Raw genomic sequence first — 14,635 nt, forward strand, 5'->3', positions numbered from 1 at the left:
GAATTTTTATGCATATTTCTTGCAAAATGCGGTCTGCCTGTCGGGTTAATCACACATCCAAGTAAAATTTGTGACGTTGCTCTTCTGTCAACTCAAATTCGCCTAACGCCCGCCGGGCATCGTCTATAAGCTCCCTGAGAGTTTTTTTGAGAGGGAAGTATATGCGCCCGACGGTATGTGATTTTGATGAGAAATAAATGTATTCATCCTTTGTAACCAAGGTATCGATATTCTGGTATTTGTTCATTGCCTGTTTATCAGCGGATGTATCTGACAATAAGTCATGAATCTCAAGCCCTTGTGTGGTCGCGACAATTAAATAACAATCGTTATGCATGAATGTGATTGCTTTAATTGGCCATTCTGAATCGATTCTTGTTATCACTTGGTCTAAAGTCGAATCGTATATGACTGTGGATTTAGAACTTAATGCTATGGCTATGCGACATCCGTTACGGGAATAAGCTACACATACCACTCTTTCCGGTTTAAAGTTGCGGGTGTATAATATTCGCTCGGATACGGCGTCAATGACATGAAATGTCCCTGAATTGCCTCCTACTGCAATATTGTTGTCTATCGGACTGAAATCAAAGCATTTGATGCCTCCTTTTATCCCGTTTATCGTCCTTAACCTTTTCCCGTTTACGGGATTAAACAATTCTATCTTTTTATCATCGGATATTGCCAATAGTCTGTCATCAAATGAATACCGGATAGTCAAATCGGGTATTGTCGCGGGCTTGGAGAGTCCGCCGATATTCATGTCCTCATCATAAAATGAATAACGTATATTATTGTCTTTGACAGTGTGGCAATTAAATGTTTTGGTTATTTCACCCGTGGCGGAGTCCCAAGTGGTGACATGGCGGTTTCCGTTGGTGTCGCGGTCAATCAATACTCCTGTCAATATGCCTGATATGTTGCTGAATGCAATAGCTGCTATACGGCTATTGCTTGTCGGGAGTACAAGCTTCTTATCGGTATCATAGTTATAAGTTGCCGGATGCCCGTGTTGTGTGATTGCGGCTATTATGCTTTCAAAAGGATGCATGGATATATCTGTGCCGTGTATGTCGAAAGTCTCCGATTGGAAATCCGCCATATTGCTCTTTATTTCCTGAATATGGACTGAATTATCGTGCGAAGCTGTAACTACGATGCTGTCGTCTTTCCCAAACTCGACATCGTTAATGGCGTCGGTATGGACTTCAAATATCTTTTCTGTCCTTCCTGTCGCGGCATTTACGATTCTCATGACTCCATAACTCTCGCCTAAGGCTATCAGTGTGCCGTCTTTACTGAATGAGCCGCAACGTATACATACTTCCGATATATCTTCGGCCCATATTATCTCATTTGTCTCAAGATTGAATAATCTTACCGTTCCACTGTTTGATGTAATGAGAATATGCTTGCCGTCAGGGCTAAAACGCGATGAAGTAAGCGCTTCATCCTTAAAATTCAGTAGATTGATTAACGACATTGAACTGCTGTCCCATATTTTTACATGCCCGTCACCGGAGGAAGATACGATGAAACGGTCATCGCAGCTGATGTCGACAGATTTTATGCTTCTGATTTTATGGGCGTCTACTTTCGACAGAAGCTCTGAAGTAGTAAAATCGTATTTGTATATAAGGCCGTTGGCCGAGGCTACGATTAAGATACTCATATCATGACTTAAGACGGCATCGTATATAGGACCGGGCTGGTTCTTGAAACGCTTTAATTCCACGCCGTTGGCGTCAAATACTATGACATGGCCTTTATAAGTTGATACAACAATCATTGACGCATCAGATGAAAGGCGTATTGAATTTATCCTGCTCATCTTTTCAACAGAGTGCAGCACTTTTCCGTCGGACAGCCCCCACCATTTGATACAGCGGTTGTCACCTCCTATAATAATACGGTCATTTGCTGAATCGATGGCGATAGCGCGCATAGGACCATTCTCTCAGAACGTGTTGCTCATTGTCGACATGGCTTTTCTCAAAGCATTGTCAGCCTCTTTAACCAGTGGGCGGTCAGGATTGTCAATGTCAGAGGGCAAGGCTTTCAATGCCAGCAGACGTGCGACTGAAAGATTTCCCGCTGATAATTCTGCCGTCGATTTTTCAGACAGAAACATGCTTTGGAGTCGAAGTAGTTTATTCCGCTCATCTATCAGGCGTTGTCGTTCTACTTCCTTGTCTCTTTCATATCGTTGCCACAACGTGTCAAATTTTAAGCTGAGCATAAAGGCTATGGCTTTTATTGATGCCACCTCACGGCCCATCTCTGACACATTTATACCCAAAATCTCATCCGATGTATTTCTCAACTCTCTCAACGCAGGGGCAAAACATTCTTCTTCAGGGTTTTGTGCATAAGGTGTGCCTGATATTATCAATGGTATGACACTGGTCCTTCCGTTCAGGCTAAGAAAACGTCTGATTTCTTTATCAACCCATTTGGATTTTGCTGACGATGGAGAACATAATACGATAAGGAAGTGGGATGACATGAGTGCCTTGTCGATTTCGTCACTTAGGATTCCACCTGACAGTTCGGTCTTGTCAAGAAATATTTTACGCCGGCAATCATTAAGCTCCGGCTGGGCTTCCAGTACATTTATGGGTATTCGGTAATGTTCAAGCTGATGTTGAAGCCATTCGGCGAAGTTTTCATCATCTCGTTGATAACTTATAAATGCAAGATATTCCTTGATATTTCCGGGTACCATATGCGATAATTTTTGGCTGATATGCAAATGTAATTATTTTCCGGTGAATCTGTAATATGCTTTTGCTATAATCGGCTTTAAAGGGGGCAATGTAAAAACGCGGTTGTTAAACGGCCAATGTTGGTAGGGACGCCAGTACCACGGCGTCCGGCTGCGGCCCGCATGGTCTTATACAATTGCTCTGCGGTAGACCGTCCGGATTCGCGGGCGCCGTACTACCGGCGCCCCTACCAATCCGTTATATTTTAGCACTTCAACCGGCTTTTGCTACTGACCCCTTTAAAACAAAAAAAGAGAGGCTGCGCCATATACGTTAATTATGGCGCAGCCTCTCCTGTCTGTAATGGATGTGGTTATCAGTTGTTTTCGGGACGGAGTTTGCGTACGGTGACGGCAGTCTGCCACATTTCGCTCTCGCGGAGGGCTTTGAGTTCCTCTTCGAGCTTTTCGCGATAATCGGGCTTGGAGTTGCTGTCAATCGATATCTGGGCTTCGTTGCCGGTCTTTACGCTCTCGTAAAGTTTTTCTACCACAGGCTTGACAGCATCGTGGAACGGGCCCATCCAGTCAAGGGCGCCGCGCTGTGCGGTGGTCGAGCAGTTGGCATACATCCAGTCCATGCCGTTTTTGGCAAAAAGCGGCATAAGCGACTGTGTAAGTTCCTCTACCGTTTCGTTGAAGGCTTCGGAAGGAGTGTGACCGTTTTCGCGGAGCACTTCATACTGGGCAAGGAGAAGACCCTGTATGGCGCCCATCAGCGAGCCGCGCTCTCCTGTAAGGTCGGATGTGGCTTCACGCTTGAATGTGGTTTCGAACAGATATCCCGAACCGATGCCGATGCCGAGTGCTATTGTGCGATCGAATGCACGGCCGGTGTAGTCCTGCTCTACGGCGTAGGATGAGTTTAGACCGCGGCCTTCGAGGAACATGGTGCGCAGTGAGGTACCCGAACCCTTGGGCGCAACAAGAATAAGGTCGATGTCTTTGGGGGGAACAACACCTGTGCGGTCGCTCCAAGTGATGGCGAAGCCGTGAGAAAAGTAGAGAGCCTTACCGGGTGTAAGATACTCCTTGATAGTGGGCCATACCGACATGACGGCTGCGTCAGAAAGAAGACACATGATGATTGTGCCGCGCTTGCACGCCTCTTCGATGCCGAAGAGAGTCTCGCCCGGTACCCATCCGTCGGCCACGGCCTTTTCATAGGTCTTGCCGGGACGCTGGCCCACGATGACATTGAAGCCGTTGTCGCGCAGGTTCATGCTCTGGCCCGGACCCTGAACACCGTAGCCGATCACTGCTATTGTCTCGTCTTTGAGTATCTCTCTCGCCTTTTCCAAAGGAAACTCTTCGCGGATGATGACATTCTCCTCAACTCCGCCAAAATTCAATTTTGCCATAAGAATTAAATGTTAGATGTTATAGTTGTTTATATTCATAATCGGTAAATGCCATGCGTGCGCGGCTCACCGCTTCGCCGTCGATCGTTATCTCGGCGCTGTAGTTGTCGTCGCCGTCATCGCGGATCAGCAGCATGGCCTCCTGCGCGCACTTCGCTTCGTGCATGAACGCTATGTCGAACCGGCTCACGCGGTGGCTGTCATAGAAGTCCATGTCCCAGCGGTTTTGGATCAGCTCGATATACCGAAGTGTGTTGACATGCCGGTTGAAATCGCAGTCGCAGTATCTGAACCGGTAGCGGCTTTCGTAGTCGGCTGTGTCGCCCACGGGCGAGAAACGCCTTGTCTTTTCCATGGGACACGGGCGGTCGCACACGGTGTCGCGCAGCGCGTCGAGCATGGACAGGTCGCCTCCCTGACGCTCTTTGATGTCGATAGCCATCCATATGGACCGGGCGTGGCCCAGCACTTCGTCGTCGAGGCCCGTAATCTCGAAGTTGCGCTCCGAGAAGTGGCGGTTGAAGCCTTCGATCCATGTGCGCAGTGTGTACTCTTCGCTAACCGAGGGCCATCGTCGCATTTCGATTGACAGGCGCGAGAGCACCCATGCTTTGCCGTCGGCGAGCAGCCGGGCGTAACCTATTCCGAGGTCGTTGGCGTGATAGGTCGCGGTCTCGATTACGCGTCCGGCAAGCAGTGTCAGCGGCATGATGGCCTGCGGGCTGCACTCCGGAGCGGTGAGAGTATAGTGTTTTATGTACTCCTTTATAGGGCCGGACATTGGTGCGATTTGCGACGCTCCTGCTCGTCAAGATACATGTTGAGATATTCGTGAGTGTCCTTGGTGACGGCTACGCGTCCCGACCGCACAAACTGTCGTATGTCGTATTTGCGCAACTCTTCGAAAAGGGCTTCTGTCTCGTCGGAGTGGCCGGTTTTTTCAAGTACTACATACTCACGGGTTATTTCGAGTATACGTGCATTATGACGTCTTATTATAAGCTCCACGTTCTTATCGTCGAGCAGTTGCGGTGTAGGCACTTTGTATAACGCCACTTCCTGATATACTATCTCGTCGTCGGTGTACAGAAATGACTTGAGCACGTCTATGCGCTTCTCGATCTGCTTGACCACTCGCTCCATCATTGGGCGGTTGCTGAAGCAGGTTATGGTGAACTTGTGTATGCCTTTGATCGATGAGGGACTCACCGACAGGCTCTCTATATTGAGACAGCGGCGGGTGAAAATGATGGATATCTGATTGAGCAGACCCACTTGGTTTTCGGAAAATACCGTCACTGTAAATAATTGCTCGTCCATATTCAGTTGTGTTGTCAGCTTGTTTTTGCGGTTAGTCGATAGGATAAGTCTCGGTGGCGTTTAGCATGATGTTGTTGACATCTGCACCTGCCGGAGTCATCGGGAATACCATATCGGTTTCGTCGATATTGACATTTATAAGATATGCTCCGTCATGATCCAGCATGCGCCGTATGGCTCCGTCAAGCTGCTCGCGGGTCTCGACATTCTCGGCTCCGATACCATAGGCTTCGGCTATCATGACGAAATCGGGGTTTATAAGCGGAGTCTGAGAGAAGCGGTCGTTAAAGAACAGCGACTGCCACTGACGCACGTTGCCGAGGAAGTTGTTGTTAAGCAGTATTATCTTTATGTCGGTGTTGTACTCAAGTATTGTGCCGAGCTCCTGTATTGTCATCTGCAGGCCTCCGTCGCCGGTAAAGAAACATACCGTGCGGTCGGGAGCTCCCATTTTGGCCCCTATCGAAGCGGGCAGTCCGAAACCCATTGTGCCGAGACCTCCGGAGGTTATGATGGACCGGGGTTCGGAGTATCGCGAGTAACGGGCGGCAAACATCTGGTTCTGACCGACATCGGTAACTACAACGGCTTTGTGGCCTGTGGCTTCCGACACTTTGTTTACCACTTCGCCCATGGTCATCGGTCCTGACTCTGGATATACTTCGCGTTTTATCACTTTCTCATATTCGACCTGTGCCGGTATGTCAAATTCGGCAAGCCACTCGGTGTGCTTGCGTGGTTCTATCATAGGCAGCAGCATGCGCAGCACCTCTCCTGCGTCGCCGTGTACGGTGGCGGCCGTGGCTATGTTTTTGTCAAATTCCGACTCGTCGATGTCGATGTGTATGATTTTGGCCTCCGGCGCGTAAGTCTTTACATTGCCGGTGACACGGTCGTCAAATCGCATGCCTATGGCAATCAACAAGTCGGCTTTGTTCGTGTTTACGTTCGGGCCTATGTTGCCGTGCATGCCGAGCATGCCTTTGTAGAGAGGATGTTCCGACGGCATGGTTGACAGGCCGAGCAATGTCGCTGCCACCGGTATGTCGCCCTTTTCGGCCATGGCGGCAAGATCGGCCTCGGCCTGCGATATCATCACTCCGTGTCCTGACAGTATCATTGGGCGTTCGGCAGCGTTAATCATATCGGCCACGCGCCGCAGGTCATCGTCGTTTATTTCAGGCCGAGGAGTATAGGAACGTATGAAGTCACATTTCTTATAATCGTCAAACTCCACCATGCCTGTCTGCGCGTCCTTGGTGAAGTCGAGCACCACCGGACCGGGACGTCCTGTGGATGCGATGTAGAACGCACGTGCCACGGCCCAAGCTATATCCTGCGGACGTCTTATCTGATAGCTCCATTTTGATAACGGCTGGGTTATGCCTACGACGTCGGTTTCCTGAAACGCGTCAAAGCCGAGAAACGGAGTGGCTACCTGTCCTGTTATGACTACCATCGGGGTACTGTCCATAAGAGCGTCGCCTATGCCAGTTATTACATTGGTGGCGGCGGGTCCGGAAGTTACTATCACCACTCCCGGGCGGCCGGTGACGCGCGCGTATCCTTGTGCGGCATGTGTGGCTCCCTGTTCGTGACGTACCAACACGTGTTTCAGGCTGTCCTGATAGTCGTACAGCTTGTCGTATACCGGTATTATGGATCCTCCCGGATAACCGAATACGAGGTCGACTCCCTCGCATATGAGGGAGCGGATCAAAGCGTCGGCACCTGATATCATTTCTTTCATATAATATAATGATGTCTCTGTTGTGATTCGTTATTACAATTCTCTTACTCCTCCCTTGTCGGCCGACGTTACCATAGCCGCGTAAGCCTTCAATGCTTTCGAGACTTCTCTGTCGCGTCCTGCCGGAGTGAAGGCGTCTTTGCCTCGTGCCTCCTCGGCAAGCCTTCGAGATGCAAGCTCTTCATCGGATAGAAGCACATTTATGGTGCGTGAGGGTATGTTTATGTCTATTATGTCGCCGTCGCGGACAAGTCCTATGGCTCCGCCCGCGGCCGCTTCAGGTGATATGTGTCCGATGGACAGCCCCGAAGTACCGCCGGAGAAGCGTCCGTCGGTTATGAGCGCACACTCTTTACCGAGATGTTTTGATTTTATGTAGCTTGTAGGGTAGAGCATCTCCTGCATGCCGGGACCTCCCTTGGGACCTTCATGTGTTATGACCACTACGTCGCCGCTTACTACTTTGTCGCGCAGTATGCCGTCAACGGCTTCTTCCTGTGAGCGGAATACCTTTGCCGGGCCGCGGAAGTGAAATATGCTTTCATCTACGCCGGCTGTTTTTACAACGCATCCGTCGACCGCGATATTGCCGCGCAACACCGCAAGTCCGCCGTCTTTGACATAGGCGTGTTCGAAGTCTCTTATACAGCCTCTGGTACGGTCGGTATCGAGCTCTTTGTATGTGGCCGATTGAGAACCGAGTTTAAGATTGCGGCCTCCTCCGGGAGCGCTGAGCCACAGCTGCGACGCCTCGTCAGTGAAGTTGCGGCCTTCGATGGCATAGGTCTCTATGGCTTCTCCGAGAGTCATTCCGTCGACTCGTTTTACCGATGTGTCCACGAGTCCTTTGTCGGCAAGCTGCTTCATTATTGACAATATGCCTCCTGCACGGTTTACATCCTGTATGTGGTATGACGAGTTGGGCGCTACCTTGCAGAGCACGGGGGTAACTCTTGACAGTGCGTCAATGTCGGCCATGGTGAAGTTTACGCCTGCCTCATTTGCCACAGCAAGCAGGTGCAGTACTGTGTTGGTCGATCCTCCCATGGCTATGTCGAGGGCCATGGCGTTCATCATGGCTTCTCTTGTAGCTATGCTTTTAGGCAATACGCTTTCGTCACCGTCATTATAGTAGGCGTAGGTGTTTTTCACTATGCGTTTTGCCGCGTCGCTAAATAGTTTTTCTCTGTTTGCATGAGTGGCGAGTATGGTGCCGTTGCCCGGCAGGGCGAGTCCTATGGCTTCGTTGAGCGAGTTCATTGAATTGGCCGTGAACATACCCGAACACGAGCCGCAGGTAGGGCATCCTTTGCGTTCAAGCAGTGTTACGGTGTCATCGCTTACCGATGTATCGGCCGCGTCAATCATTATGTCGATCAAATCCAATGCGCGTCCGTCAAGTTCGCCGGCTTCCATGGGACCTCCTGAAACGAATATTGCAGGTATGTTGAGCCTCATTGCAGCCAGAAGCATCCCCGGAGTGACTTTGTCGCAGTTTGATATGCATACCATTGCGTCGGCTTTGTGGGCGTTGACCATATACTCGACAGAGTCGGCTATGAGGTCACGTGACGGCAGGGAATAAAGCATGCCGTCATGGCCCATGGCTATGCCGTCGTCAATAGCTATTGTGTTGAACTCGGCTGCGAAGCATCCGAGACGTTCTATCTCTTCCTTTACTTTCTGTCCTATCTCGTGGAGGTGGGTATGCCCCGGTACAAATTGGGTGAATGAATTTACGATGGCTATGATAGGCTTGCCTATCTGCTCGTCTTTCATTCCGTTGGCTCGCCATAATGCGCGGGCACCTGCCATGCGGCGTCCTTGTGTCGATGCTGCGCTTCTAAGTTGTCTGCCCATAATTGTGATTAATAGTTATGTCACTTTTATTAATTAAAATGCCTCTCTGTCCGCTTGTGCGGTGGAGAGGCATCAATTTATGCTGTTATTTGCCGGTCACATACAACCGATTGCCCCTCCTGTGCATTTTAGGATGGTAATGACGACCGATAGTAGGACGACAATCGATAATATGCAACCTGTAGTTGTCATCGTGTTTTGTTAAATGCAAGTTAGCGATGCAAATTTATGACACTTTGCAATAAAAAACAAATAATAGCGAAAGAAATTAATCCAAAAATCTGTTGCAAGGTTACATTTGCTCATTTTGGGCGGAAATGAGCAAAAAACTATGCTTTGATTACAGGCCGAAAGTCAGTGAGGTAAAGTAACGTACCTGCCCTCCGAGCGAGTATTGCGGATTGTACTGCAGTGTTATGTAGCCGCGGTTGGGTGCAAACCAAGTGGCTGATAGCGATGCTCCGCTGTTTGAGTAGTTGACAGGAGAGCCATAAGTGCCTGTAAAGGAATTGTACAAGGAGTTGTAGCGCATCATGTCGGGATAGGAGGTCGAGTACAGAAACTCTGAGCGTGCCAGCCCGCCGTTGCCGTAATACAATGTGGCGTCGGGCCAATAGTAATTGAACTGGTTGATGTCGCGCAGGTATACTACGTTGTTGCCATAGCCGTCGACCGTATATCCGTGGTTGATAAGATAGTCGAGCGACAGGTTAAGAGCTGTTCCGAAAGTGATGCCGAGAATGGCGGCAAATGACGGAGCATGCGGACGAGGACGCCATGACGGAGGAGGTACCGGTCGGCTCCACCTGCTCGGACGCGGACGGTGAGGACGCATAGGCGGATGCATCATCGGCGGCCGGGCATGACCCGGAGGCAGGTGGCCTATGCCCGGTCTTGGCGGACGTGGTTGTTGGGGGCGTCCGTAGTGCCAGTTGTTGTTGGGTCTGTTTTGTGTAGGACGGTTGTGCGGACGGTCCTGAGGCCTGTTGTGGCTGCCGTTGTTGCCGGGACGTTGAGGGCGGTTCTGCGGTTTGTTCTCAGGTCTGTTGTGGCTGCCGTTGTTGCCGGGACGTTGAGGGCGGTTCTGCGGTTTGTTCTGCGGACGATTGCCGGGGCGATTCTCGGGCCGGTTGGTTTGTTGTGACGAATGATTGCCTCGATTGCCGGTCGTGCGGTTTTGAGCGTCAACCGGAGGAACAATCAGTGCAAGGCTTACAAATGCGATAGCCAAGAGGTGTAATATCCGTTTCATAAAAATCAACTTTTATAAGTTTAGATGCCGGCGCCGTAAGAAAGTTTAATATCGTACGGCGACATATCTGAATTGTATAACAACTTTATATCTGTAATTGTGCAATATATGTGAATAATGATATATAAGTGAGGATATCCGTAATATTATACGCTTTTTCCGGCAACTTAATCATGCAAAATCGAGAGTAGCAATGGTTTTTAGTCTTTGGATAGTTTTTTTCATTGTCTAACTTTGAATACGTAGGTGCCAGACGACAGAGTGGCCGTCAGTATGCTGTCGGTTACAGAAACTGAACTTATGCCGTCGACAGGGCTGTTTAATGGATTGCCGCTTTCGGTAACGTCATCAATCGACCGGGCAGGGATTGATAGGCTCGCCGATGTATTGGCCGGAACTATAAAGCGGTATGTCACTTCATTGTCATTTATTTCCCATCCGCTGTATATTGATCCGTACATCGAGTCATAGTGTCCGTGGGCGTATGTCATCATACCTGTAGGGTCGATATGGGGTTTCAGAAAGAAATGGCTGAACGCCGGAGCATTCTCATCGCGCATAATGCCAAGCGAACGGCTGCACATCCATTCGCCGACAGCCCCGAATGAATAGTGATTGAACGAGTTCATGCCGTTGTTGCCTCCGAACCCGTCGGTATGCGTATAAGAGTTCAGACGTTCCCATATTGTTGTCGCGCCTTGCTTTACCGAATAAAGCCATGACGGATAGTGGACGGAATGGAGCAGACGGTAGGCGGTATCGTTGAAGCCGTTGTCAGTCAGCACATCGGATATCCATGCTGTGCCGATGAATCCCGTAAGGAGCGAATAAGGACGCCATGCCGAGCCGAAGCGTGCCGTATCGGAGCGCTCTATGCTGGCTATGAGATTGCGTATTACGGGTTCTTTTTGCTCTGGATGTGGTATGTCAAAAGCAAGGGGCAGAAGATAGGATGTCTGTGTGTCAATTATCTTTCCTTCCATATCAGGAATGAATTTTGAGAATATGGTTTTGCCGGTTTTTCTGTCTAAATACGTGTTGTTGAAAAAACGCCGTCGCTCTTCTGCAAGGTCACGGTATTTCGCGGCATCGTCGTTCATTCCGGCTACAGCGGCCATCTTGGCCATAAGATCCAGATCGTGAATATAATATGCCTCCCAGAGGAGCGACTTGTCATTGGCGCTATCCTCCGGCCCGAGCCAGTCGGCGAGGTCGCCCCATTGTCGGTTTTGTACTATAAGGCCTGTTTTGTTGTCCATGGTGTTGTTGGCGATATATTCGATATAACTCTTCATCGCCGGATAATGGTTTGTCACTAATGCAGTGTCGGCATAATGGCAATACACTTCCCAAGGAACAGTGATGCCGGCGCTTCCCCATAGTATGCCGCCGAAGCCGCCTCCTACGGGAGCTATATGCGGGAACATGCCGTCGGACGTCTGTACGTCGCGCATGGCCGTCAGATAATTGTCAAGAAATTTGTCAGCTCCGGTCATATACACGGCTGTTGGGGAGAATACGGATATATCACCGGCCCAGCCCATGCGCTCGTTGCGTTGCGGGCAGTCGGTGGGTATTGACATAAAGTTGGCTCGTGATGACCATATGATATTGTGCCATAGACGGTTTATGTCTGGAGGTGAGGTTTCGTAACGGGCTGATACTGTATGTATTGAGCTAAGTACTCTGCCTTTGACGCGGTCAAGTGGGAGAGCATGGTCAATACCGCTTATCTCTATATAACGGTAACCGTGATAGGTACCGCGCGGAGAGAAACTTTCCCTGCCTCCACGGGCTATGTATATGTCGCGGTTCATTGCCGCCCTTATATTTTCTACCATAAGATGACGTTGTCGTCCTTTGTGTTCCGGAAGATCCGGATATGTCATTTCGGCAAAACGCATTGTGACCGTCGTGCCCCGAGGCAATCCGTCAAAATCGATTTCAGGCACCCCTGCAAAATTCTGCCCCATATCATATATCCATACGCCCGGTGATACTTCTTCGGCCGTTATAGCCTGAAGTCGGTCGACTTCTATGATTTCGGTCCCGCCATGAGCCGATAGTTTCAATAGTGAAAAATCATCGACTCGAGGCATTTCATGACTTCCGCATTTTGCTACGGTATGTTTAGTGTCGATTTCTACGGCACCATGCCATGTGTGGTCGTCATATAGTGCTGTGCTCCATCCGTCAAAATTCTCCTCCCTGACCGCATCGTATATCTCGCCTTGGAAAAAGCTCGAATATCTGAGCGGCCCGTCATTAGATACGCGCCATGTTTCAGGCTTTGATACGACAGTCTGTTCCGTGCCGTCAGCGTATGTTATTTTTATTTTTCCCAAAAACGACTGCCTGTCGCCAAACACATTCCAATTCTCGCCCATGAATGTCGCGCCTCCGCTCCACCAGCCTTCGGCCAACTGTACCCCTATGGCATTTGGCCCTTTGTAAAGCAGTTCTGTTATGTCGTAGATTTGATATCGGTGAGTTTTGTTGTATTGTGTGGATCCGGGACTGAAATATGATGAGTTTATACGACTGCCGTTTATGTATAGGTCATATATGCCGCGTGCGGTAGCATAGACCCGCGCTTTGGCTATTGGCTTGTCGGCAATCTGAAATGTGTGTCGCAGCATAGGCATACCACGTTCGGGCAATTGCCGGAATGTCATGCTGCCGTCCTTGCCTCCTGAAACAGTGACCGGAGGAAGTGAAACAATCGAGTTGGACGGACTTCGAAAATGTGATAAAGTGAAGTCGTAGAACAGGGCCTTGCCATTGGCGGGTAGACAATATCCTATGTCACCGACTACAGGATAAGCTATAAAATCGCCGCCACCTCCGTGAGGATTGATCACAAAGGACTCCAAAGTGTCGGCATCGACCGATATAGTGGTTATGCCTAAGTTGGAAGCCACCTTGATTTCATGTGGCTGCATGCGGTTTTCTTGTGTCACGGCAGAAAGTGTAAGACTTTTTAGCGGCACACTCTCACGGTCATCAGGATGATAACCTACTCTGTATATGTTAAGGCGTGCGTGTCTGCCCGAGTCAATTGGGGTGGAGTCCAATTCAAGCCTTATGTAGGCCGAGTCGCGTCCGGCGCAAAGTCCATATTCGTTAAATTCAGGCTTCATAAGCCGAGTGTCATTTGCTCCATATATAAATGAAGCTTTCTTCGTGTTTTCCAAAAGTTGCACGGAATAGCTCAGTCGGAACACCGGCAGATAGTGGGCATGTAAAACCAGATTGTCATTATTGTCGCCTATCCATCGGGCATCGTCCCAGTTGTCATATGACAATTGGCTGTCAACAGCAAGTCCTGTTTCAAAAAAAGATGTAGCCGATGCTTTGTTGCCGCATTCGTCAACGGTCTCTACTCTCCATGAATAGCGTGTAGCCGACTTCAATCTCGCTCCTCTGTATACAATTCCGACCGATTTTGTTGAATTTATGTCGCCCGTATCCCATGTTGTCATGCCGTTTTCATCAGTCACAATTATGCGGTAAGACCGTTGCGTCTGTCCGCGTCGCAACGTATCATGCTTCATTTTCCATCCGAATCTCGGATGCGGTTCATCCACTCCCATAGGCTTGATTTGATATTCGACAGTAAGATCTGTTGGACAAGCCGATGAAAATATGGCTGAGAACAATGCTATGGTATAAAATAACGATATGATAATACGGTTCATTATGATTTCATGACTATAAATAAACAAAATGATAACAGTTGTAAAGTTACCAAGATTTACATTTCTTATCAAGTCTATAGTTGAATTTTATCATGCGCTGGAGCTGTTTGATATAAAATAATTTAGTGGCCCTTAATACTTTGCGGGAAGCTTTCTTTTGCGAAATTTATGTCATACATTCGTTCAGAGCAAATAAAATCGCTATATTTGTAAAACCACAATGTTTTTATGTGTGAATACTGCTGAACAGGTAGATTGATGGGTGATGCGGAGATACTTTTCATAAGGCCTTGTGAGCCGTTGCGGTCCTATGTGCGATACTATTATATATTGAATAGCGTCAGAGGATTCAATGTACTTACATTTCCTATCGGATGTACGCAACTAATATTTCATAAGGGCACTCCATTGTTTATTCCGGAGTTGAACAGCAGTCAAAGCATGTTCACTATCAGCGGTCAGGTAAACTTTTCCGCGCATGTAAGTTCATGTGGATATGCGGCAGGTTGGACATTTGGGGTGATGGATTGTATATCAAAAGTGCTAAGTGGACATTTTGGGTGATAACCGAGCAGTAGTCAATCTGTGTTGGGCGTTCTAATAGTGCCTTTTGAGATATTCATCTAT

10 protein-coding genes are annotated in these 14,635 nt (G+C 48.9%); 1 reads left to right on the forward strand and 9 read right to left on the reverse strand.

The features are described from left to right. Positions 1 to 49: 49 nt before the first annotated feature. The 9 genes from FW767_RS10885 to FW767_RS10925 form a co-directional block, all read right to left on the reverse strand. Positions 50 to 1,948 (reverse strand): WD40 repeat domain-containing protein, encoded by a 1,899-nt coding sequence (locus tag FW767_RS10885; RefSeq protein WP_148464220.1) that lies wholly within the window; start codon positions 1,946 to 1,948, stop codon positions 50 to 52. Positions 1,949 to 1,960: 12 nt separating this feature from the next. Continuing rightward, positions 1,961 to 2,728 carry a toll/interleukin-1 receptor domain-containing protein gene (locus tag FW767_RS10890; protein WP_148464219.1) on the reverse strand — a complete coding sequence of 256 codons (768 nt, stop codon included), beginning with the start codon at positions 2,726 to 2,728 and terminating at the stop codon, positions 1,961 to 1,963. A 356-nt stretch (positions 2,729 to 3,084) separates the two neighbouring features. Continuing rightward, positions 3,085 to 4,128: a ketol-acid reductoisomerase gene (ilvC, locus tag FW767_RS10895; protein WP_121700029.1), complete on the reverse strand. Its 1,044-nt coding sequence runs from the start codon at positions 4,126 to 4,128 to the stop codon at positions 3,085 to 3,087. Between the two features lie 19 nt (positions 4,129 to 4,147). Beyond that, positions 4,148 to 4,909: an acyl-[acyl-carrier-protein] thioesterase gene (locus tag FW767_RS10900; protein WP_121700030.1), complete on the reverse strand. Its 762-nt coding sequence runs from the start codon at positions 4,907 to 4,909 to the stop codon at positions 4,148 to 4,150. Beyond that, positions 4,894 to 5,448, reverse strand: coding sequence for an acetolactate synthase small subunit (ilvN, locus tag FW767_RS10905; protein ID WP_121700031.1), 555 nt, complete (start codon positions 5,446 to 5,448; stop codon positions 4,894 to 4,896). The genes FW767_RS10900 and ilvN overlap by 16 nt, the downstream gene beginning before the upstream one ends. Positions 5,449 to 5,479: 31 nt before the next feature. Beyond that, a complete protein-coding gene (ilvB, locus tag FW767_RS10910; protein ID WP_121700032.1) occupies positions 5,480 to 7,198 on the reverse strand; it encodes a biosynthetic-type acetolactate synthase large subunit in 1,719 nt (572 codons plus the stop codon). Positions 7,199 to 7,231: 33 nt separating this feature from the next. Further along, positions 7,232 to 9,058 carry a dihydroxy-acid dehydratase gene (gene ilvD, locus FW767_RS10915; RefSeq protein WP_121700033.1) on the reverse strand — a complete coding sequence of 609 codons (1,827 nt, stop codon included), beginning with the start codon at positions 9,056 to 9,058 and terminating at the stop codon, positions 7,232 to 7,234. A gap of 340 nt (positions 9,059 to 9,398) precedes the next feature. Then, entirely contained in the window at positions 9,399 to 10,310 is a 912-nt protein-coding gene (locus FW767_RS10920) for a hypothetical protein (protein ID WP_147438807.1), read from the reverse strand. A gap of 221 nt (positions 10,311 to 10,531) precedes the next feature. Next, positions 10,532 to 14,008: an alpha-L-rhamnosidase gene (locus FW767_RS10925; protein WP_150980604.1), complete on the reverse strand. Its 3,477-nt coding sequence runs from the start codon at positions 14,006 to 14,008 to the stop codon at positions 10,532 to 10,534. Between the two features lie 258 nt (positions 14,009 to 14,266). On the opposite strand from FW767_RS10925, the gene FW767_RS13445 reads away from it, so the two are divergent. Continuing rightward, the gene (locus FW767_RS13445) at positions 14,267 to 14,572 is read left to right on the forward strand and encodes a DUF6597 domain-containing transcriptional factor (RefSeq protein WP_317133127.1); all 306 of its coding nucleotides are present in this window, start codon (positions 14,267 to 14,269) and stop codon (positions 14,570 to 14,572) included. The last annotated feature ends 63 nt before the right edge of the window (positions 14,573 to 14,635 follow it).

This window comes from Heminiphilus faecis (assembly GCF_008728965.1).
Lineage (GTDB): Bacteria > Bacteroidota > Bacteroidia > Bacteroidales > Muribaculaceae > Muribaculum > Muribaculum faecis.